20 protein-coding genes are annotated in these 21123 nt (G+C 35.8%); 11 read left to right on the top strand and 9 right to left on the bottom strand.

Annotated elements, in window-relative coordinates; translation table 11 throughout:
• Complete coding sequence (locus tag CSC80_RS10765; RefSeq protein WP_099191765.1) at nt 1–468, top strand: hypothetical protein; 468 nt, start codon at nt 1–3, stop codon at nt 466–468.
• Between the two features lie 211 nt (nt 469–679).
• On the top strand, nt 680–856 hold the full coding sequence (locus CSC80_RS19475) for a hypothetical protein (RefSeq protein ID WP_180268608.1): 177 nt from the start codon (nt 680–682) through the stop codon (nt 854–856).
• Between the two features lie 410 nt (nt 857–1266).
• Here the strand turns inward: CSC80_RS19475 and CSC80_RS10770 are convergent, their stop codons facing one another.
• Both CSC80_RS10770 and mnmE read right to left on the bottom strand, forming a co-directional pair.
• Nucleotides 1267–2421: a site-specific integrase gene (locus tag CSC80_RS10770; protein WP_099191767.1), complete on the bottom strand. Its 1155-nt coding sequence runs from the start codon at nt 2419–2421 to the stop codon at nt 1267–1269.
• A gap of 171 nt (nt 2422–2592) precedes the next feature.
• Nucleotides 2593–3990 carry a tRNA uridine-5-carboxymethylaminomethyl(34) synthesis GTPase MnmE gene (mnmE, locus tag CSC80_RS10775; protein ID WP_099191769.1) on the bottom strand — a complete coding sequence of 466 codons (1398 nt, stop codon included), beginning with the start codon at nt 3988–3990 and terminating at the stop codon, nt 2593–2595.
• Nucleotides 3991–4101: 111 nt separating this feature from the next.
• Here mnmE and CSC80_RS19330 point away from each other — a divergent pair, with 111 nt between their 5' ends.
• Nucleotides 4102–4509, top strand: coding sequence for a hypothetical protein (locus CSC80_RS19330; RefSeq protein ID WP_143751740.1), 408 nt, complete (start codon nt 4102–4104; stop codon nt 4507–4509).
• A 72-nt stretch (nt 4510–4581) separates the two neighbouring features.
• Entirely contained in the window at nt 4582–4950 is a 369-nt protein-coding gene (locus CSC80_RS10785) for a DUF4870 domain-containing protein (RefSeq protein WP_058103241.1), read from the top strand.
• Between the two features lie 71 nt (nt 4951–5021).
• Here CSC80_RS10785 and dnaN read toward each other — a convergent pair whose 3' ends face one another.
• A complete protein-coding gene (gene dnaN, locus CSC80_RS10790) occupies nt 5022–6140 on the bottom strand; it encodes a DNA polymerase III subunit beta (protein ID WP_058103240.1) in 1119 nt (372 codons plus the stop codon).
• A gap of 277 nt (nt 6141–6417) precedes the next feature.
• The gene (locus CSC80_RS10795) at nt 6418–7248 is read right to left on the bottom strand and encodes an SAM-dependent chlorinase/fluorinase (protein ID WP_058103239.1); all 831 of its coding nucleotides are present in this window, start codon (nt 7246–7248) and stop codon (nt 6418–6420) included.
• A gap of 130 nt (nt 7249–7378) precedes the next feature.
• On the opposite strand from CSC80_RS10795, the gene CSC80_RS10800 reads away from it, so the two are divergent.
• Together CSC80_RS10800 and CSC80_RS10805 are read left to right on the top strand one after the other, a co-directional pair.
• Complete coding sequence (locus CSC80_RS10800; RefSeq protein WP_058103238.1) at nt 7379–8332, top strand: PhoH family protein; 954 nt, start codon at nt 7379–7381, stop codon at nt 8330–8332.
• Between the two features lie 8 nt (nt 8333–8340).
• Entirely contained in the window at nt 8341–9297 is a 957-nt protein-coding gene (locus CSC80_RS10805; protein WP_099191773.1) for a phosphoribosylaminoimidazolesuccinocarboxamide synthase, read from the top strand.
• Between the two features lie 2 nt (nt 9298–9299).
• Here CSC80_RS10805 and CSC80_RS10810 read toward each other — a convergent pair whose 3' ends face one another.
• The 3 genes from CSC80_RS10810 to CSC80_RS10820 all read right to left on the bottom strand — a co-directional run bounded on the left by CSC80_RS10810 (nt 9300) and on the right by CSC80_RS10820 (nt 13385).
• A complete protein-coding gene (locus CSC80_RS10810; protein WP_099191775.1) occupies nt 9300–9956 on the bottom strand; it encodes a 3'-5' exonuclease in 657 nt (218 codons plus the stop codon).
• Nucleotides 9956–11875, bottom strand: a complete 1920-nt coding sequence (locus CSC80_RS10815) for a DUF294 nucleotidyltransferase-like domain-containing protein (RefSeq protein WP_099191777.1) — start codon at nt 11873–11875, stop codon at nt 9956–9958. The genes CSC80_RS10810 and CSC80_RS10815 overlap by 1 nt, the downstream gene beginning before the upstream one ends.
• Before the next feature lie 85 nt (nt 11876–11960).
• Complete coding sequence (locus tag CSC80_RS10820; protein WP_099192304.1) at nt 11961–13385, bottom strand: L-serine ammonia-lyase; 1425 nt, start codon at nt 13383–13385, stop codon at nt 11961–11963.
• Between the two features lie 186 nt (nt 13386–13571).
• Here CSC80_RS10820 and dnaK point away from each other — a divergent pair, with 186 nt between their 5' ends.
• Nucleotides 13572–15476: a molecular chaperone DnaK gene (gene dnaK / locus CSC80_RS10825; RefSeq protein WP_071341858.1), complete on the top strand. Its 1905-nt coding sequence runs from the start codon at nt 13572–13574 to the stop codon at nt 15474–15476.
• A gap of 102 nt (nt 15477–15578) precedes the next feature.
• Complete coding sequence (locus CSC80_RS10830; protein ID WP_099191779.1) at nt 15579–16508, top strand: hypothetical protein; 930 nt, start codon at nt 15579–15581, stop codon at nt 16506–16508.
• A 2-nt stretch (nt 16509–16510) separates the two neighbouring features.
• Here the strand turns inward: CSC80_RS10830 and CSC80_RS10835 are convergent, their stop codons facing one another.
• Nucleotides 16511–17068 carry a GNAT family protein gene (locus CSC80_RS10835; protein ID WP_099191781.1) on the bottom strand — a complete coding sequence of 186 codons (558 nt, stop codon included), beginning with the start codon at nt 17066–17068 and terminating at the stop codon, nt 16511–16513.
• Nucleotides 17068–17709: an esterase gene (locus CSC80_RS10840; RefSeq protein ID WP_099191783.1), complete on the bottom strand. Its 642-nt coding sequence runs from the start codon at nt 17707–17709 to the stop codon at nt 17068–17070. The genes CSC80_RS10835 and CSC80_RS10840 overlap by 1 nt, the downstream gene beginning before the upstream one ends.
• A 63-nt stretch (nt 17710–17772) precedes the next feature.
• Here CSC80_RS10840 and CSC80_RS10845 point away from each other — a divergent pair, with 63 nt between their 5' ends.
• The 3 genes from CSC80_RS10845 to CSC80_RS10855 are packed head-to-tail and all read left to right on the top strand — an operon-like array spanning nt 17773 to nt 21110.
• On the top strand, nt 17773–18195 hold the full coding sequence (locus tag CSC80_RS10845; RefSeq protein WP_058104270.1) for a hotdog fold thioesterase: 423 nt from the start codon (nt 17773–17775) through the stop codon (nt 18193–18195).
• Nucleotide 18196: 1 nt separating this feature from the next.
• A complete protein-coding gene (locus CSC80_RS10850; RefSeq protein ID WP_099191785.1) occupies nt 18197–19309 on the top strand; it encodes a chorismate-binding protein in 1113 nt (370 codons plus the stop codon).
• Between the two features lie 49 nt (nt 19310–19358).
• Nucleotides 19359–21110 (top strand): 2-succinyl-5-enolpyruvyl-6-hydroxy-3-cyclohexene-1-carboxylate synthase, encoded by a 1752-nt coding sequence (locus tag CSC80_RS10855; protein WP_099191787.1) that lies wholly within the window; start codon nt 19359–19361, stop codon nt 21108–21110.
• The last annotated feature ends 13 nt before the right edge of the window (nt 21111–21123 follow it).

Raw genomic sequence — 21123 nt, forward strand, 5'->3', positions numbered from 1 at the left:
ATGAAGCATTCAATGTTTTTGGCCGTTTTACCGTTACTAGCAATGGTCATGGCCTGTAATTCGGACGATTATGAGGGAAAAGGCGAGCCTGTACCGACCGTTACCACTTTTTCAGGTGTGGTTCTATATGAGACGAATATGGAGCCGGTAACCAATGGGGAACTTTTTATCAATGGAACTGATACGGAACCCTTGAGGTCTCCACAAACTCGTGCACAGGCCATTTTAAAAATAGAGGACGGAACTTTCGAGGTCTCTTTCGAGACTATTGAAGAAGTTGATAGGTTTGGAATGTTTGTTAATATACTTCAAGGCACTTCTATTATCAATACCTTTGTGGCTGGCAGCGACCCTCCTTTAAAATGCCAACCCGGAAATTGTGATAATTTCCCTCCAGGGCAAGATTATGAATTAATAATATTGGTGCCATGTGCCCCGGATGATTGTATATTATTTCCCCCAGAATAATATACAGATGATGTTTTTTTTTAAAGTTGCTGCCCGCTAGTTTATTAGGCTGTAATTCGGATGGCGATAATGAAATCCTGCCAGTCACTACCTCTTTTTCAGGTGCGGTCCTATATGGGACGAACATGTAGCAAGTAACCAATGGGGAACTTTTTATCAATGGAACTGATATGGAACCATAAGGTTTCCACAAACTCGTGCACAGGCGATTTTGAAAATAGAGGACGAAACTTTCGAGGTCTCTTTTGAGACTATTGAAGAAGATGATAGGTTTAGTTTAGCTATTGTGATTTTGCAAGGGAATTTTATTATCAATTCTTTTGTAGGCAGTAGTGCAAATGACCTTCAGTGTTTGCCTGGGGAATGTTGGGTCTTTGCCCCTAGCTAGGACTATGAGCTTACCATATTGGTTCCATGTGCTCGAACGATTGTATACAGTTTCCTCCGCATAATTGATAGCAATTAATCGTTTTATAAAAGAGACATTTCCTTTGGTTTTCCCCCATTGTTTAAACTTATTCACTTATAAATAAAGTTGGTATATAGTTGCTTCAAATTCCAATACTTCAAGAATCAATGGCAATAGGATTATTTTTTCTACCGTACGGTATTAATGTATGTTTACATGGGTCACATAAAATTTGAATTTGAGGCCTAGACAACGGCCGTTTAAAGGATCAACTTAATTCTATATCAGTTCTAATATAAAAGTGTGCCATTTCTGGAATCATATAGTAGTTTCATTAATTTACCTTTTATGGGACACTTTATTTTAGGGATAAAGTCTTACAAAGCCTATTAATCAATATTCAGATTCAACTTGGGAATTAAGTTCGCAGCTTCCTTCATTTTTTTATCGATGATTTTCGCATAGATTGCTGTAGTTCTTAATTCCCGATGCCCTAGGCGTTTCGATACGGTATAAATATCAGCTCCATTCTCCAAAAGTAAAACAGCGTTAGTATGCCGTGCCGAATGAAAAGTTATATGTTTGTTGATTCCGGCATGCATACACCAACGCAGCAATTGCATGTTCATATGAGCGCTATACCGAAGCCCTTTAAATACTCTATCAGCTGATGCTCTCCGTTCCCCTAAGAACTCCCTGGCCTGTTCGGATATATACAAATATTCCACTCCGTCCGTTTTCTTTTGCTGAAAGACAATTCTGAAAATAGGGATGTTCTCTAAATCCAATCCTTCATCCCTGACTTCAGACCATTTCATTTTATTCACGTCGGACCATCTTATCCCCGTTAATGCTGAAAAAAGGAATGCGCTTTTAAGTAGTGGGAGTTTACAAGGAGTACTCGCTAATTTTTGAAGTTCGTCCGCTGTAAGGTATTCCCGTGTAGACTCTCCCATGGTGAAGCCTTTCACTTTTTTGATGAAGTTCTCTTTTAGATACCCTTCCTCGAAGGCTGCATTCAGGCATGCTTTGAACTTGTTGAAATAGGTGTGCTTTGTATTTTGAGATAAGTTCTTCTTACTTTTTGTTACCGCTATGGTGTCCAAGTACTTTTTAAATCCCTTGATAAAATTGACATCTACCTCATTAAGGGTGATATGATTGGGACAATAGGATTCAATATGTTTTTGTGCTGCATCCCAATTATCGTAATTTCCTTTACTCTTGTAGCGTTCTTCTTTCTTCTCTTCATAGAATTCCAAGAAACCGATCTTACCCTTTTGATCATTCTGAATATTATATTTACCTTGATAAAGCTCTGCTTTCCGAATCGTAAATATCTGATCGGCCAGCTCCAAGTTTTCCTTATTCTTTTTCTTTTCTTCAGGTGTTTCAGGATTGGAGTAGAGATAGAGGTCAAGATATTCGAAATCCCTCAAAATTTTACGTTTACCCTCGGGTGTTTGTGAATTGCCTTTATAATATTCAAGATAGAGGCTAATCTTCCCGCTTTTCAATTTCTTCTTCCTAAGGTGAATTTTCATATGAGATACAAATTTGTGTATCTCGTAAATGAATATGTATTAAGAGGTACACATGAGAGACACAAAAGTACGAAAACCATACAAATAAGAGAAAGTAAAAAATCAGAGTATTTAATCAAGTATTTGATTTGCAGTTATTTGTGGATAAATGAAACCAAATAAAATTATTGTCTATTTCCCGATACAAAAATTAGCGAAAATATTTCCTAACAACTCATCATTAGTTACTTGACCGGTAATCTCACCTAAATGATAAAGTGCTTCGCGAACGTCAATAGCCATTAAATCACTTGAAATTTCAGCTTTCATACCAAACTGCACTTTTTCTATTTCTTCTAAAGCTTTTAAAAGGGAGTTGTAATGGCGGGTATTGGTGACAATGGTTTCATTATTTCTGAGCGCTCCTGTATTTACAAATTCCAAAAGGCTGTTTTGTAAATCTTCTACACCTTCACCTGTTTTTGCGGATAGGTATTTTACTTCGTCTAAATGAGATGTAATGTTTTCTTTATCCGTTTCAGAAAGGGTATCGGCTTTATTTACTAGAAGAACCAAGGGCTTTAACGGATTCTTATTTTTTATTTTTTCAAAATCGATAACAGTGTTTTTTAACTTTTGGTCATTTACCAGAAGTTTTGATCCATCAACGAGTAATAAAATAACTTGTGCTTGTTCAATTTTTTCAAAGGTTTTTTTAATCCCCATTCCTTCCACAACATCTTCGGTTTCCCTAATTCCGGCAGTATCAATAAATCGAAATCCTATACCGCCAATAGAAATTTCGTCTTCAATGGTGTCTCTGGTGGTTCCTGCTATATCGGACACCAAGGCACGCTCTTCATTTAAAAATGCATTCAATAGTGTAGATTTACCCACATTTGGCTCTCCTACAATTGCAACAGGTATTCCGTTTTTTATCACATTACCAACAGCAAAAGAGTCAATCAATCCTTGAAGTACCTTTTGAATTCTACCCAATAATTCTTTGAATGCGGTACGATCGGCAAATTCTACATCTTCTTCTGAAAAATCGAGTTCTAATTCTAGTAATGAGGCAAAATTGAGAAGCTCTGTACGTAAATGTTTTATTTCATTGCTGAAACCCCCACGCATTTGTTGCATGGCAATTTGATGGCTTGCTGCATTATCACTAGAAATAAGATCAGCTACTGCTTCTGCCTGACTAAGATCCATTTTTCCGTTAAGAAAGGCACGCAACGTAAACTCTCCAGGGTCTGCGGTTCTGCAACCATTTCTAAGAAATAATTGAATGATCTGCTGCTGAATATATGGGGAGCCGTGACAAGATATTTCTATGACGTTTTCGCCTGTGTATGAATGCGGATCTTTAAAAATAGAAACAAGGGCTTGGTCCATAACATTTTCACCATCCATGATATAACCTAAATGAATGGTATGACTCTTTTGCTCTTTAAGAATTTTGCCTGATGCAGACTTAAAGTGCTTAGACGCAATTGTGATGGCATCTGGACCAGAAAGTCTTATGACCGCAATTGCTCCTGCCCCTGCAGGAGTGGCCAATGCTATGATAGTTTCCGTTTTAATCATCGTGCAAAAATAATCATTTAATAACTGTTCTTCTTTTCTTATTTTACTGGTATTTTGTTTTCAGTATTCATTTATATAGTAATTTTACACGGTTTAAATTTTAATCAGAAAATGAAAAAAGTATTTGTTTTAGTTGTATTTATGTTTGTTTCTATTACAGGTGTTGCTCAAAGTGATACTGATGGTTCTTCTACCGAGATTACTATAGAGGAACAGAAAGAAATGGAAGAGGTTAAAAAGAAAGTAGAAAAAGCGGAGGCGAAAGCCAAGAAAGAAAAGAAAGAAGCTGCTGAGAAAAAAAAGCAGGAGAAACTTCAAAAGCAGATCAAATCGAAAGAGAAATATATTTCAAGTGAAAAGAAGCAAATTGAAAAGTTACAGTCTCAATTAGAGAAAGGAAAGTTAAAAGGTACGCTCTCTCCGGTCGATATTCAGAAAAAAGAAGATAAGATAGCTAAGGGTCAAATGAAGATCATGAAAGAGCAAGAAAAATTAAAAAAACTGAATAGAAAATTATAATTTATTCTTTTTTGTAACAATTACGGGGGTTGTGCGTCTTATTTATAGTATTCATCATTAAATCAATCAAAAATGGAACTAGTAAATAAAAACGCAGTCGCAGTACGTGAAGACCGAAATCTATTGGTCATAACGCATTTATCTCAATATTTGGATTTTGTAACAGGCTTTGGCGGACTTCTTGTGCCGTTGGTAATTTGGTTAACCACCAAAGACACGGTTATAGGAATGAATGAACATGGTAAGTCTGTAATTAATTTTCAATTATCATTGATTTTGTATCTTATAATTGGTATTCCTGGTATTTTATTATTTGGACTTGGAATCTTATTGTTGGTTTTTGCAGGAATTTTATCTTTGGTAATGCCTGCTATTAACGCCATAAGAGCTAGTAACGGAGAATCGCCAAGTTATTTTGGTACCATACGTTTTATCTCATAAGCTAATTTATAAAGCAATAAAAAAAGGGTCAGTTTTTAAACTGACCCTTTTTTTATTGTAAACTTAGGAAATTAACTGTTCAACATAACAGGCATTACCAACATGGTTACATATTCACCTTCATCCAAACCGTCTGAAGGAGTAAGTATACCGGCACGGTTTGGTAAACTCATTTCTAAGGAAACTTCGTCTGAACTTAAGTTGTTCAGCATTTCAGTTAAAAATCTTGAGTTAAATCCTATTTGCATATCATCACCTTGGTAAGAACACGTTAATCTTTCTTCTGCCTTGTTAGAGTAATCAATATCTTCTGCGGAAATGTTCAATTCAGCACCGGCAATTTTTAATCTAATCTGGTGCGTTGTTTTATTTGAGAAAATAGAAACCCTTCTTACTGAACTTAAGAATTGATTTCTGGCTATTGTAAGTTTGTTTGGATTCTCTTTAGGTATTACCGCTTCATAGTTTGGATACTTACCATCAATCAATCTACAGATAAGCTCTGTGTCTTCAAAACTGAACTTGGCATTACTTTCATTGTATTCTATAAGAACGTCAGATTCGCTGCCCGCCAAAATTCCCTTTAATAAGGTTAAAGGTTTTTTGGGCATAATGAATTCTGCTACCTGTGAGGCTCTAACATCTGTACGTTGATATTTTACCAATTTGTGAGCATCTGTTGCTACAAAAGTTAAATTCTCTGGTGAAAATTGAAAGAAAACACCGCTCATTACAGGTCTTAGGTCATCATTACCGGCAGCAAAAATGGTTTTGTTGATAGCAGTGGCAAGGATATCTCCAAGTAACGTTGTTGAACTAGGGCTAGTTAATTCCACAGCTTTTGGAAATTCTGCTCCATCGGCATATGCTAAGGCATATTTACCGTGATTAGAACTAATTTCTACGGTATTGTTATCTTCAACAACAAATGTCAAAGGTTGTTCCGGAAAAGTTTTCAACGTTTCTAAAAGTAATCTGGCAGGTACTGCAATGGTACCCTCGTTATCCGAATCTACCGTTATAACGGAACTCATAGTGGTTTCTAGGTCAGACGCTGATACAGTTAGTTTGTCCTTTTGCAAGTCGAACAGGAAATTATCCAGTATTGGTAATGTATTACTGTTGTTGATTACACCTCCTAATATTTGGAGTTGTTTTAGCAAATAGGTACTTGAAACTATAAATTTCATTCTTTAAATTTTATTGATATTGTTCCTGAAATCATCAAGAAAAATAGGTTTTAATCCTTAATGTTGGCAGTTTTCATTATCAACAAAGATATTTTAATTGCCCTTTTTAAGGAAACAAACTTATTAACAGTTTGTTGTTGGTCAAGGTACGGTATACTACTAGTTTTTACGGCATTATGCTCATATAATTTTCATAAGTACATTAGTTATTAACTTTTACCGTTTTGAATTTTATTAAAAGTACGCCTGTTAAAACAAAATATTTCTGTTTGTAAGGCTACTCAAAATCTACCATGATCGTATCCCTGTAATCTAATCCTAATAGGGTAGAGGCTCCGCCTACGGTAGTAAGGTTACTTTTAAATATTGCCAATTCTATATAGTTAGATGAATTAAATATCGCCAATAAATCACCTGCACTTTTTCTCTGGCTCTTCTCTAAACTGTAATCGATAAAATCATTATATGCTTTATGGATTGTGTTTATTTTATGGTTACGAACCAATAACGTATACGGTCTATCTTTGCGATAAGCGTCAAATAGATTTTTTCTAATATTAGTTACCACATTGCCATAGTTGTCTATATAAATGACACTGCCAATAATTTTTTTGCCTTCTTCAGTAATTCTAGGTGAAAACTCCCTTAGGTCCCTTAGTTCGGTAAATGGCTTGCCTACCAATTCTAAAGTACCTCCACGGGCTATATGACAGGCAACTTGTATAAAGACATTGAGCACGGGAAAAGAATTTGCAATGGAATCCGGTAAATTTATTTCAAACACTTTTTCCGGTGTCATTTCAGAAGTGATCAACCCTATAACACCGGTATTTGCACTTATAAAATAATGACCGTTTACCAATGCTACAATATGTTTATTGTCTGGGGTTTCTTCTGAGTCTACACCAACTATATGTATAGTGCCTTTGGGAAAACTATTGTATGAATTAGATAGCACGTAGGCACATTCTTGAATATTGAATGGCATGATGTCATGCGAAATATCAACAATTTTAGCATCGGGCAATTCGGTATATATGGAGCCTTTCAATACAGCTACAAAGTGATCTTTAAGTCCAAAATCTGTTGTGAGGGTAATTATTGCCATACAGCAATGTTGATATGTTTTTGGTTAGTCAAACTTAAAATTTGCTTAAATTTGATATACAAAACTAAACAAAAAAACAGCGATTAGAAATTAATATTCGCTAACTATAAATCATTATAAAAACGACTGTTTGAACGAGATAATTCTAGAACTTACCGAAATTAGCCCAAGAGAATTTTTTGGGCAGCAAAATGAGCATATTGATTTATTGAAAAAGTACTTTCCGAAGTTGAAGATTGTTGCCCGTGGCAATAAGATAAAGGCTTTTGGGGACGAAGAACTTCTGGAAGAGTTTGAGAGGCGGTTTGATATGCTTACACAGCATTTCATCAAATACAATAAATTAGATGAAAATAGTATTGAGCGTGTACTTACCAGTTCTGATGACGAAGAATTGAAATCTTCAAAGAATAGTGGTGAAACTTTGGTGCATGGTGTTAGTGGTAGGTTGATCAAGGCACAGACAGCCAACCAACGTCGCTTGGTTGATGCTTCTAAAAAGAATGATATGGTTTTTGCCATTGGACCTGCCGGAACTGGTAAAACTTACACCGGTGTTGCGCTTGCGGTAAAAGCTTTAAAAGAAAAACAGGTTAAAAAAATCATATTGACCAGACCAGCGGTTGAAGCTGGTGAGAACTTAGGTTTTTTACCAGGTGATTTAAAGGAAAAGCTAGATCCTTATATGCAGCCTTTGTATGACGCGTTAAGGGATATGATCCCGGCGGAGAAGTTGGTGCATTATATCGAGAACGGAACCATACAAATTGCCCCAATGGCCTTTATGCGTGGTAGAACCTTGGATAATGCCTTTGTTATATTAGATGAGGCGCAGAATACTACCCATGCCCAAATGAAAATGTTTTTGACAAGAATGGGTAGAAATGCACGATTTTTAATAACTGGCGATCCAGGACAAATAGATTTACCACGTAGAACCATTTCTGGATTAAAGGAAGCTTTACTTATTTTAAACAATGTAGAGGGTATAGAAGTTATATATCTAGATGACAAAGATGTAATACGCCATAAGTTGGTTAAAAAAGTTATCGACGCGTATAAAACTATAGAACATCACAATTAAAAAATTTCATGGCAAATAATACTATTTACGAAACAGAATTTAATTTTCCTGGTCAAAAAGATGTCTATAAGGGCAAGGTACGATCGGTATACACATTAGAAAATGATAGGTTGGTAATGATAGCGACCGATAGGTTGTCTGCATTTGATGTGGTTATGCCCAAAGGAATTCCTTATAAAGGGCAGATTTTGAATCAAATTGCAACTCAAATGATGGCATCTACCGAAGATATTGTGCCTAATTGGCTAACGGCAACACCTGACCCAAATGTAGCAGTAGGCGTAGCTTGTGAGCCTTTCAAAATTGAAATGGTTATTCGTGGATATTTATCTGGTCATGCCGCTAGGGAATATAAGTTGGGCAAAAGAATGCTTTGTGGAGTTGCAATGCCAGACGGAATGAAGGAAAACGATAAATTTCCCAATCCGATAATTACACCTGCGACCAAAGCGGAAATGGGTGATCATGATGAGGATATTTCTAAAGAGGATATTTTAAGTAAAGGGATTGTCTCTAAAGAGGATTATGCCTTACTGGAGAAATATACTTATGCTCTTTTTGAAAGAGGCACAAAAATAGCTGCAGACAGAGGTTTGATTTTAGTGGATACCAAATATGAATTTGGAAAAACCAAAGAAGGTGAAATTTTATTGATAGATGAAATACATACCCCAGATTCTTCAAGGTACTTTTATTCTGAAGGGTACCAGGAAAGACAAGATGCCAATGAACCTCAAAAGCAATTATCAAAAGAGTTTGTAAGACAATGGTTGATTGCCAATAATTTTCAAGGTTTGGAAGGACAGACGGTACCTGAGATGTCAGACGAGTATATTGAATCGGTTTCGGAAAGGTATATTGAATTATATGAGCATATCACCGGAGAGCCTTTTGTAAAGGCAGATACTTCGCATATTCATGATAGAATCAACAGAAACGTTTTAAATTATCTTGAAAGCCTATAGTGTTACCTGATCAAAGATTTGAACGTAAAGTTTTTCTTTTCTTTTAATCTTGAAATGATTTTTAAAAAGGCGACTGCTGTTATGTAAGCGTCGCCTAATGCAGTATGCCTATCTTTTTTGGAGATAGAGAACTTTTCTGCAAGCTCATCTAATGAATACTGAGCTTTGGGCTGCACCAAATAAGATTTTAAAAGGGTTTTCTTATAAATAACACCGGTATCTAAGACCTTGTTTTTTAATTTGGGTAAACCATGCCTTTCTAATGCAGTATTTAGCATCCCCATATCAAAACCTGCATGGTGCGCAACGATAATGGCATTGCCAACATAGGCCAAGAATTTTTCTAAGGCTAAAATTTCTTGAATACATTCTCGTTGTCCATTTTTCAATAAACCGTGAACAGGAACGGTTTCTTTATTGAATTTTTCTTGTTCCAAATAAATATCAAAGACTTCCTGTACAGAGATGGTTTCCTTTTTAACCTTCACAGCACCTATTGAAAGTATTCTGTCTTCTTCAAAACTAAATCCGGTGGTTTCTGTATCAAGTACTACAAAAACAAGTTCATTGAAATTTTTACTTTGAGGTTCTTTAAAGAGGTTCTCGTATTTCAACCAAAAATCAGGTAAATGCTTGGGTGTTTTTTTAAATAGCCTCATTATCCTAAAATATTGGTGACCTTAAAACGAAGCGTGATCAATTCTTGAATTTCTTTTATCGCTTTAAAGGTGCGCTTCAATTTCATTTTTTCTTGCTTTGTCAATTGTTCCAATTCAATAAATCTACCAGAATCATGATGTAAAAGCCCTTGTCTTGTTCTAAATTTAAGTAAAGCCTTTGTAGCGTAAGAACAAGCTAAATATAATTCTTGATTGTTTGGTTCCAACTCCGCCAATTTTTCATAACGCTCCCAAGTGTTGCTAATAGCTTTTACTGAATGCGATAATATTAATACCCTGGCTGCATCTATCAAAGGTCTTAATGCTCTACTTTTTAAATCGAAAAAATCTTTATGCTGTCCATCCTGCTCTACTAAAAACTGTCTAAAGAAGCCGGTGGGTGACGGACTTTGTAATGCGCCATTTGCCAAATGCACCAAGAAAATAGGATATTTTTCTACAGTTCTAAATATGTGTTCAGACATGTTGTCCAACAAACTTCTTTCTCCATATGCCAAACTGTAATCAAAAAATATGGATGACATTAATACTTCATTTGGTCCAGGGTTGCTGATCCAGTATGATAGTTTATTTTTCCATTCTTGTAAACTTAAACACCATTTAGGGTTTGATGCCATCATATCTGCAGGGCAATATTCATATCCAATAGTATTAAGTCCTTTGGTTATATGTTTGGCAAGCTCTAAAAAATAAGTGGTAGTCTGTGGTAAATCCTCTTCTGGCACATCTTCAAAAACTAAGGCATTATCTTGATCTGTATGTAACAATTGTTCACTTCTACCTTGACTTCCTAAAGCCAACCATGCAAAATTGGTTGGTGGAGGGGTGTCCATTTTTGCTATGGATATTTCTACTACTTGTTTTATACAGGTGTCGTTAAGTTCTGAGATAATTTTTGCGATTAACCCTAGTGGAATATTTTGTTCCAAATACCCCGTTAAAAGTACCATAATACTTTTTCTGAGCTGCTTTATTTTCTTTATGCGCGTTGTTCGTTTTATGGCTTTGACCAAAACTGCGGGGTTGTCACCCAGAGAAACCATTACGTCATGTTTAGATAATATACCTAAAGCTGGGGTGTTTGGAGTACCGTCTTCGGTGATCACCAAATGACTGATGTTACTTTTCATCATAGCCATTTGAGCCTGTGTAATGGTTAGATTTTTTGGGTAGGTTATTACCGGTGAAGCCATAATGGTCTTTACCGATGCGGTTATAGGCTGTTTGCCCGTTATTACCTTATTTCTAAAATCTTTATCTGTTATGATACCTACAGGTAGTTCTTTGCTGACAACAAGAATGGATCCAATTTGCTTTTTGGTCATTATCTCAGCTGCCTTTTGTATGGTAGTACGTGTGGAACAGGTAATCAGCTTTTTAGAATAACTAGCTAATTGTAAATCTGGTAGTACTACTTCATTATTGGTTGCTTCACTGTCTTCCGTATCGTAAAGCTGACCTTTTTGACTTTTGGCGTAAGGGTTGCGCGTATTGGAGGCAAAACTCTCCATTAAAAAAATCGTTACCTGCTCGTTCTGTTTTGCAATTGGTTTGAATATGTCTATAGGAATACCATAGATAATAGATTCTTCATGTGCTCTGGCCTCTAATTTGTAGTTTTCATTGGCAAAAAGCGGTCGTAGGCCAAAAATATCGCCTTCATCGCAATAGTCAAGAATATTGGAAGTCGTAGGGTTGTTCAACGTTACCGCGCCCTTATGAACCAAATAGAAATGAGCGTGTTGGTTTTCATCAACAGAGAAAATGATGCTGTTTTTCTCTTTATAAATAATGACTACGTGTTCGGCCAATTGAAATAATGACTTATGGTCAAGTGCGTTGAACGGAGGGTAGTTCTTAATAAAATCCGCTACTCTTTCAGAAATAAGATTTTTCATAAATTAAAGTTAGCGGAATTAAAGATGATAAAAAAGGTCCCGACAATGTTTGCGCTTTCATGACAAAAACCAACTTGTTTTAAGCTTAGCAATCACTTAAGAAAACGCCTACTGCAAGTCCGCCTTCAGAGGTTTCTTTGTATTTGGAGTTCATATCCTTGGCGGTTTCCCACATGGTCTGTACAACTTTATCTAGTGGTACTTTAGCTGCAGAAGGGTCAGAACCCAATGCAAGTTCAGCAGCGTTGATAGCTTTAATGGCTCCCATAGAATTTCTTTCTATACATGGTATCTGTACCAGACCACCTATAGGGTCACAAGTAAGTCCTAAATGATGCTCCATGGCTATTTCCGCAGCCATGAGAACTTGTTCTGGAGTGCCGCCTAAAAGTTCGGTCAAAGCTCCCGCTGCCATTGCTGACGATACTCCTATCTCTGCTTGGCAACCACCCATGGCCGCTGATATTGTAGCTCCTTTTTTAAAGATACTTCCAATTTCTCCCGCCACTAATAAAAATTGTTTTACATGCTCAAAATTACCGGCATGGTTTTCAATGACCATGTAATACATTAATACGGCAGGTATAACACCTGCACTACCGTTTGTAGGTGCAGTGACTACACGGCCCAAAGAAGCATTTACTTCATTTACACTTAGGGCAAAACAACTTACCCATTGCAAAATTTGCCTAAATTTTACCTCGGTTTGTCTAATGCTTTGCAACCATTCCTGCGGTGTAGAATAGGGTAGGTCACTTTTTAATTTGTTATGCATTTCAAATGCCCTGCGCTTAACTTTTAGCCCGCCGGGTAAAGTACCTTCGGTATGGCATCCGGTGTACATGCATTCTAGCATTGTGGACCAAATTCTATCAAGTTCGTGGTCTATGACCTTATCTTCTCTTAAGGAACGTTCATTCTGCAAAACAAGGTCAGATATCTTTAGGTCTTCATTTTTGCAGAACTCAAGTAGCTCAGTCCCTTTTTGCACAGGAAAAGGAAATTTTTTGAACATGTCAACTTTTCGCTTGGCATTTTTTCGGTCTTCTCCAATTACAAATCCACCGCCAATAGAATAGTAGGTTTTTGAGATTTTTCTTCCAGATTTCAATTTTGCCTGAAATTTTAGGCCATTAGCATGAAAGGGCAAAAACTTCTTATTGAAAATAATATGTTTGTCCGGATCAAATACAATACTGTACTTACCGTCTAAAAGTAACACATGGTCATTTTTTATTGAAGATATCATAGGGTCTATACTTTCAATAGGCACTAATTCCGGATCGGCACCCAATAGCCCTAACATTACTGCGTAGTCTGTGGCATGCCCTTTACCCGTTAATGATAGAGAGCCATATAAATGTACCTCTACTTCTTCAACGTTTTCAAGATTGTTTTTAGAGTTTAACCGTGCCAGCCAACGTTCTGCGGCACGCCATGGTCCAAGAGTATGTGAACTGGAAGGACCTACGCCTATCTTTAACATATCAAAAACACTAATGCTTTCTATCTCCAAATCTTATAAGTTTTGTAGGCTAAGGTACAATGTTTCGGCAACCTTTTACCATACTAAATTGGCATATTTAATTTCCTTTAAAACATAATAATGACATCATGTCAGTTTTTTGTGCTTGGCATATTGTTTGTCATTTACATACCGATTGTAAAATAAAGCACTTAATTTAAAACATATAAAATGAGTAAGATTATAGGAATAGATTTGGGTACTACCAACTCCTGTGTTTCCGTAATGGAAGGTAATGAGCCAGTGGTAATTCCAAATGCAGAAGGAAAAAGAACTACGCCATCTGTCATCGCTTTTGTTGATGGTGGTGAAATTAAAGTTGGTGATCCAGCAAAAAGACAAGCGGTAACCAACCCTCATAAAACCATTTATTCTATTAAAAGGTTTATGGGTAATAAATTTTCTGAATCAAGTAAAGAGGCAGGAAGAGTACCTTATAAAGTTGTTAAAGGAGATAATGATACGCCTAGAGTAGATATTGATGGCCGTTTATATTCTCCACAAGAATTATCTGCAATGATTCTTCAGAAAATGAAGAAAACTGCAGAAGACTATTTAGGTCAAGATGTTTCACGTGCGGTTATTACCGTACCAGCATACTTTAACGATGCACAGAGACAAGCAACCAAAGAAGCTGGTGAAATTGCCGGTTTAACTGTAGAACGTATCATTAACGAACCTACAGCTGCATCTTTGGCTTACGGTATGGATAAAAAAGATACAGACCAGAAAATAGTTGTGTTTGACTTTGGTGGTGGTACACATGATGTATCTATATTGGAGTTGGGCGATGGAGTATTTGAAGTATTGGCTACTGATGGTGATACACACTTAGGTGGTGATGACGTAGATCAAAAAATCATTGACTGGTTGGCAGAAGAGTTCAAGGCTGAAGAAAGCTTGGACCTAAGAGAAGACTCTATGGCGTTACAACGTTTACGTGAGGCTGCTGAAAAAGCTAAGATAGAATTGTCTTCATCTGCACAAACGGAAATTAACTTGCCTTACGTTACCGCAACTGCTTCTGGACCTAAGCACTTAGTAAGAACTTTGACTAGATCTAAGTTTGAGCAATTGATTGCTGATTTGGTAAAGAGAACTATTGAGCCATGTGAAACTGCTATGAAAGCAGCGGGACTTTCTAAGAGCGATATTGATGAGATTATCCTAGTTGGTGGTTCTACTAGAATACCAGCAGTACAAGAAGCTGTTGAGAAATTCTTTGGTAAAAAACCTTCTAAAGGTGTAAACCCAGATGAGGTTGTTGCTATTGGAGCAGCTATTCAAGGTGGTGTTTTAACTGGTGATGTTAAAGATGTATTGTTATTAGACGTTACACCACTTTCATTAGGTATTGAAACTATGGGTAGTGTAATGACAAAGCTGATTGAAGCTAACACTACAATACCAACGAAAAAATCTCAGGTGTTCTCTACGGCAGCGGATAACCAACCATCGGTTGAAATTCATGTATTGCAAGGGGAAAGACCTATGGCAAATGATAATAAGACCATTGGTAGATTCCATTTAGATGGTATTCCACCAGCAAAGAGAGGTACTCCACAAATTGAAGTAACTTTTGACATCGATGCTAATGGTATTATTAAGGTTTCTGCAACTGATAAGGCTACAGGTAAATCTCAAGATATTCGTATCGAAGCTTCTTCTGGATTAACTGAAGAGGAAATCAAAAAGATGAAAGCAGAAGCAGAAGCTAATGCTGAGTCTGATAAGAAAGCGAAGGAAACTGCCGATAAGCTAAATGAGGCCGATGGTATGATTTTCCAAACTGAGAAGCAACTTGAGGAATTTGGCGATAAATTATCTGATGATAAGAAAAAGCCGATAGAAGAAGCTTTAACAGAGTTGAAAGCAGCATATGAGACAAAAGATATAGCTGTAATTACTCCTGCTTTAGATAAAATCAACGAAGCTTGGAAAGTTGCATCTGAAGAGATGTACAAAGCACAAGCTGAAGCTCAAGGTGGTGGTGCTCCTCAAGGAGAGCCAACTGCAGACGGTGGTGCTTCTGAAGGTGATAATGTTGAAGACGTTGACTTCGAAGAAGTAAAGTAATATAACTTTAACTTGATATATAAAAGGGGCGGTATTTACCGCCCCTTTTTACTTTTACGGTAATTTATTTTGAACCACGTATTATTAAAGTAATTTTACAGTATGATAAGAAAATACTTTCAGACATTTTTAATTGTTTTCATTTCGATTATAGGGAAAATACAAAGTCAAGAGATTCAAATTTTCACTGTTGAAGATTTTGATTTGACGGGTAACGTAAAAAAGTGTTTGGTAAGCACCGACTATGGTAAAGAGGAATATGACTTTAATAAAAATGGTCTTTTGACAAAATCGGTTACCAGATATAATGATCAAGATTATGACGTGGTTTATTACAAGTACGGTAAAGGGGAGTTGTTAGAAAAACGCTCTGAATCTTACAGGAATAATACTTTTGATGCCAGTACGTCAATAGCTCATTTCTATGAAATAGATTCTACGGATAACCTTAAAATACAAGAACGAATATTTTCTTATGATAAACAGTTTTTAGATGAGTACATATATTATTATGACGAGTTTGGTGATTTAATAAGCATAAAAAGAACTAACAATGATGGTACGGATATTACCCAAATAGAACATAAGAAATTTAAAGGTGAGAATACGGTGACCTATCTATTGAACGAAGTACCTTTAAAATCTATTCGTACATCTACTTTAAAACCTAAGAATAAACAGGTACAAAAAGTAGTGTTGACCAAAGAGTATTTAAATGGTGAAGAGAATTTCGCCTTTGAGGAGGTTTATAGTTTAGGTGGTATGTTAATGGCTGAACAGGAATTTGAATATGATGGTGTTGCTGAAAAATTTGTACCTACCACTAGAACTACTTATGAATACGATGAGAAAGGAATGTTGGTAACCGAAATTGCAAAAAGAGGAGCGGGAATCATAAAAAAGGAATACATCTACCAATATGATAATTCAGAGTTTGGCAACTGGGTAAAACAAATAGTGACACCTGATAATACCTATACCACTAGAAAAATCACCTATTACCCACAAGTGTCTAAAACGGTTGAAAAATAATACTATTGATTTTTCTTTATCCATTCAGTACGCAGTAAACCATAACAACACGTGTTTCTTTTAAAGCCATCTAAGAGGTAGACATCCTTTCTTAAAATACCTTCTAAAACACATCCTAGTTTTTCTACTGCTTTTCTAGATGCGGTATTACGCTCATCTACACGAAATTCCACTTTTTCAAAATCTAAAGTGGTAAAGGCATAAACAAGCATTAATTTTTTCATTTCCGTATTTAACCCAGTACCCTGAAATTCACGACCTATCCATGTAGAACCTATATGTAGTACTTTGTTTTTATAATTCATATTCATATAACGGGTGCATCCGGCATAAACACCTTGCTTTTTATCATATATTATGAATGGAATGCTAGTGCCTGCCACTAATTGTTGTAAAGCTATTGTTACATAATTTTTTAAGCTGTTGGGCGTAGCAATATCGGACGGAGAATATTGAACTAAATTTTCTTGAGATGCTATAGGTATCAATACTTTGTAGTTATCCATTGTTAATGGACTTAACCTTACCCTTTCATTTTCTAGAGTTACTTGACCTTTCATTATACTAACTGATTTATAATTTCTTTTTTTACTTCATGTACACCGTCAAAACTTATATGTTGAATATTATCTCCAAATAACAAATGAATTTTTTCGCTTTCTTTTGATAATCTTTCAGGACTAAGATATTGGTCTTTATCTCCAATAATGGATATGACTTTGGTGTCTTTGTTTAAAAAGTTGAAATCTTGTTTCTTGAGTTCATTGGGCAAACCACCTGCGTAGATAATCAATTTTGAACATTGAAGTTTAGAATAAGCCAGATACCTTGTAGCTATTGAAACTCCTTGAGAAAATCCGAAAAAAATAATCTCACAATGTTCTGGCAAATTTTCGTTTTGCAATACCGCATCAATATAATTAAAAACGTTTATGGTTTCCAATGATGTATTTTCTTTGGTCAACCAACTTGCGCCCACATGTTTGTATTCATTTTTTAAATAGTATTTAGAAGGTGCTTGGGGTGCAATAACATAATTTTCTTCTTTGGGCAGGTCTGCAAAATATTTAAGAAAAAAACGGCTTAAGTACCCAATGCCATGGAAAACTAACCAAACACGTTTTGTTTGGCTATTTAATTCATTTAAAGTCTCATAGGTGTTGGTGGTATGATATGAGACGTTTTTAACTTTCTTGTTCATGTATTTGCAATTCTTCTTAGCTTTTCAATTGGTAATGTAATGCTTAATTTTACAAAAAAAAGGATGAACGACTACAAAGAAAAAATTTTAAAGATCTGTAACGAAACTTCTAAGAATACCTTAATGGAAACATTAGATATTGAGTATATAGATGTTGGGGAAGATTTTTTATTGGCTAAAATGCCTGTTACGTCAAAAGTTCATCAGCCCGACGGTGTTCTCCATGGTGGTGCGTCTGTAGCATTGGCAGAAAGTGTTGGTAGTGCGGCATCTTATATATTTTTGGATGGAAATAAGTACTTTGTAAGAGGTTTGGAAATTGCAGCAAATCATGTAAAAAGCATAAAGGATGGATTTGTTTATGCAAAAGCTACCATTTTACACAAGGGAAGAACCACACAACTGTGGGAGATAAAAATAACCAATGAAGCAGATCAATTAATCTCGCTTTGTAAACTAACTACAATAGCATTACCCAAAAGCTAGTATGCCGCAAGAACTTTTTGATCAAGTTGAAACCTGTTTAAAAGAACAGTTACCATTTGCATTGTATAGAAAGCCCAATAACGCTGAACTCATTGGGATATTTCAAAGTAACGATGAGGTTCATTATGTAAAAGATTTTACAGAAACGGGTTTCGTTTTTGCACCCTTTAATTTAAATGACAATGCCATATTGTTAAAGATGGATGTTGTTATTAAAGCTTTGTATGAGCAAAGTGAGATAAATGATCTTAACCAAAATGTGTCAGTAGCGTACAATGAAATAGAAAAACTTAGATATCTTAATTTGGTTTCATCTGCAATTAAAACTATTGACAAAGGTGAATTTAATAAGGTAGTATTGTCTCGTAAAATTGAGGTTGAATTTAAAGAAGACGTATTAGAGGTATACCAACATTTGTTGAATACTTATAAAAAAGCATTTTGTTACTTCTGGTATCATCCAAAAGTTGGTTCCTGGATGGGGGCAACGCCAGAAATACTGGTAAAAAGAAAAGGTTCTCAATTTTCTACTATGTCGCTTGCGGGCACACAGAACTCTCAAAAATCGGAAATGCCAAAATGGTCAAAGAAAGAATTGGACGAACAACAATTGGTGACAGATTATATCTTAAATGCTTTAAAGGAAAAAACGGTTTCATTAAAAAGCTCTGAAAGAGAGTCTGTAAGAGCTGGTCAACTTTGGCATCTTAGAACGGAAATAAAAGGTACTTTTTCTCCTAATAATTTTGGTACTGTATTAAAAGCACTGCACCCAACACCGGCTGTATGCGGTACACCTTTGGCTAGCGCCAAGGAATTTATTTTGAACAATGAGATGTACGATCGCTCGTTTTATACAGGTTTTCTTGGGGAGTTGAATATTCAAGAAGAAGTATCAAGAAACAGAAATAGAAAAAATCAAGAAAACAGTGCCTACCGAAGTGTAGCAAAAACATCAGAGCTCTTTGTGAATTTACGATGTATGCAATTGCAGAAAGCTAAAGCGGCTATTTATGTAGGTGGTGGTATCACAAAAGATTCCAATCCAGAAAGTGAGTGGGAAGAAACCTCTTTAAAAAGCATGACAATGCTTCGTGTATTAAGCGGTAATTAGACACGCATTTTTTGGTATATAATCGGCATTGGTCGTATTTTTGAACTACATGAAATACTCTGCTATACCCACTGCACAAACTATAGTTCAACATTGCCGGGCCAAGGAAATTGGTAATATTGTAATTTCGCCTGGTTCAAGAAATGCGCCATTAACAATTGCTTTTGCAGAGAATCCTTTTTTTAAGTGCTTTAGTATTGTTGATGAGCGATCTGCCGCATTTTTTGCCTTAGGTATGGCACAACAGTTAAAAGAACCTGTAGTGGTACTTTGTACCTCCGGTAGTGCCCTTTTAAATTATTACCCTGCAATTGCCGAAGCATACTACAGTAACATTCCGTTAATTGTAATTTCTGCAGATCGGCCAGTTTATAAATTAGGTATTGGTGATGGACAAACTATTGATCAGCGCAATGTTTTTAAAAACCATATTGGTTATTCGGCAAATTTAAAACAAGATGTAAGTCACGCTTCCTCAACAGTATTGCAGTACAGACCAGATTGGTTTGAGGATGGTAAAATGGAAGATATTCAGCACGATGTTCAAACCTTTAATGACCAGCAACTTAATCTTGCTTTTGATATTTCGTTGAAATCTAATAGTCCGGTACATATAAACGCACCCTTTGAAGAGCCCTTGTATAATACATTTTTAGAGCCAACTGTTTCACCTCAATTAAATATTGATGCTAATGAAATCGTAGATGTACTAAATATAGAGCCTCATAGGGAAATTTGGAATGCATCTTCTAAAAAAATGGTTTTGGTAGGGGTAAACTCTCCCAATGAGGTAGAAAGTGAAATTTTAGATTTTTTAGCGAATGACCCTAGTGTTTTGGTATTGACAGAAACTACTTCTAACATTCATCATCCACATTTTTTTAATAGTATAGATTCTTTAATTGCACCTATTGAAATGCAATTGGATAGTGATGAGTTGTTCAAAAAATTAAGACCTGAGGTGTTGATCACATTTGGTGGATTAATTGTCTCTAAAAAAGTAAAGGCTTTCTTAAGAAAACATAAACCAGATCATCATTGGCATATTGGTGGACAAACAGCGAATAATACATTTTTTTGCCTGAAAGAGCATTTGAAAATTTCTGTTAACCGTTTTTTTGATGAGATGTATGCACAACCCATTAAAACGGATAGCGATTATTTTTTGAGTTGGAATAAGGTGAAACAAGGCTACATGTTAAAAAGAGAGGCGTATCTTAAAAAGATTCCTTTTTCTGATTTTTCAGCTTTTGGACAGTTGTTGGGTTCCGTGCCAGATAATTACATGTTGCAATTGGCAAACAGCTCTACTATTAGGTATACCCAGTTGTTTGATTTGAACCCTTCATTAAAGGTATTTTGTAATAGAGGTACTAGTGGTATTGATGGTAGTACATCTACTGCCGTTGGTGCGTCTTGGGCATATGGTAGCCCCACTTTATTGGTTACGGGTGATTTAAGTTTTTTCTATGATAGTAATGCACTTTGGAACAATTATATAAAGAACAATTTTAGAATTATAGTAATTAATAATGGTGGAGGTGGCATTTTTAGGATTCTCCCTGGTAAAGATGATTCCAGTGTATTTGAAACCTATTTTGAAACACGTCATTCTCTTTCCGCTGAGCATCTGTGCAACATGTTTGGTTTTGATTATAGAACGGCTAAATCTTCTATAGAACTTGAAGATGAATTAAAGGACTTTTACAAAGAAACCGTTCGTCCGATGTTACTGGAAATTACTACACCTACATTAATAAACGATAAAATTTTGATTGATTATTTTCGTTTCATATCTTAGTAGGGTATTAACC

Source organism: Maribacter sp. 6B07 (assembly GCF_002700155.1).
GTDB classification, from domain to species: domain Bacteria; phylum Bacteroidota; class Bacteroidia; order Flavobacteriales; family Flavobacteriaceae; genus Maribacter; species Maribacter dokdonensis.